This window comes from Streptomyces sp. S3(2020), assembly GCF_013044505.1.
Taxonomy (GTDB): domain Bacteria; phylum Actinomycetota; class Actinomycetes; order Streptomycetales; family Streptomycetaceae; genus Streptomyces.
In genome coordinates this window covers 1-1,150 of record NZ_JABERD010000523.1, presented here as the reverse complement: position 1 = coordinate 1,150, position 1,150 = coordinate 1, and the positions used below count along the sequence as shown (strand labels likewise).

Genomic DNA, 1,150 nt, shown 5'->3' with positions numbered 1-1,150 from the left:
TACTGACCTTGTTGGCGTGATGTCGCAGGGGCTGACAAGCGTTGGTTCTCGCAGTAGGCCGGTCATATGAGGTATCCGCAAGGGGGTGGGCTGACCGCGGAGCGACGGGTGTTTCGCGAGCACATCCGTATGCAGGCGGCCGAGTTATTCGCCCTCGGACACGACAGTGCCGCCGTCGCTAGGCAGTTACGTGTCAGCGTGCGATCGGTACAACGGTGGCACCAGGCATGGAAGCACGGCGGCACACCGGCCCTGGAGTCGAAGGGGCCGGCGTCCAGGCCCAAGTTGAGTGAGGCCCTGTTTGAGGTGCTTGAGCAGGAGCTGGCGAAGGGGCCGATCGCGCACGGCTGGCCGGATCAGACCTGGACGCTGGCGCGGATCAAGACGCTGATCGGGCGCCGGTTCCACAAGAGCATGACGCTGTCGGCCATCGCGCAGATGCTGCACCGGCATGGCTTCAGTCACCAGGTCCCGGCCCGCCGCGCGACCGAGCGCGATGAACAAGCCGTCACCGGCTGGGTGAAGGAGACCTGGCCTCAGGTGGAAACGCCGTGGCGGCGCTCGGAGCCTGGTTGTGCTTCGAAGACGAGGCAGGGTTCTCGATGACGCCGCCCACCGTCCGCACTTGGGCCAGGCGCGGACACACACCTGTCATCCGGGTGCGGGGACGCTCCCAGCGCCGCATCTCCATCGCCGCTCTGGCCTGCTACAAGCAGGGCGAGCGCTCACGCCTGATCTACCGGCCCAAGCGGCACGTCGACCACAAGCGGGGCGGCAGACGCAGCTTCACCTGGACCGATTACCGCGACCTGCTGACCTCTGCCCACCAGCAGCTCGGCAGACCGATTGTGCTCATCTGGGACAACTTGAACGTGCACAAGGACCGTCGGCTACGGGAGTTCATCGACACCCATGACTGGATCACCTGCTACTTCCTGCCGGCCTACGCACCCGACCTCAACCCCGTCGAGGGCATCTGGTCACTACTGCGACGCGGCAGCCAGGCCAACACCGCTTTCACCGACCCTGACCACCTCATGAGCACGCTTCGGCACGGTCTCCGCCAGATCCAGTACCGCAGCGACCTCATCGACGGATGCCTCGCCGAAACCGGGCTCACCTTAACGACATCACGCCAACAAGGTCAGTA

At 65.2% G+C, this 1,150-nt stretch carries 2 protein-coding genes; both read left to right on the top strand.

From position 1 onward, the window contains the following. The first annotated feature begins 66 nt into the window (after nucleotides 1-66). The gene (locus HLK59_RS50110; protein ID WP_171148344.1) at nucleotides 67-606 is read left to right on the top strand and encodes a winged helix-turn-helix domain-containing protein; all 540 of its coding nucleotides are present in this window, start codon (nucleotides 67-69) and stop codon (nucleotides 604-606) included. Beyond that, on the top strand, nucleotides 603-1,150 hold a 548-nt coding region (locus HLK59_RS50105), incomplete at its 3' end, for a transposase (protein WP_240983113.1). The genes HLK59_RS50110 and HLK59_RS50105, both read left to right, overlap by 4 nt.

Bases quoted from the DNA above. Each gene is read 5' to 3' on its own strand.
- HLK59_RS50110 (WP_171148344.1), top strand. From the start codon at position 67: ATGAGGTATCCGCAAGGGGGTGGGCTGACCGCGGAGCGACGGGTGTTT.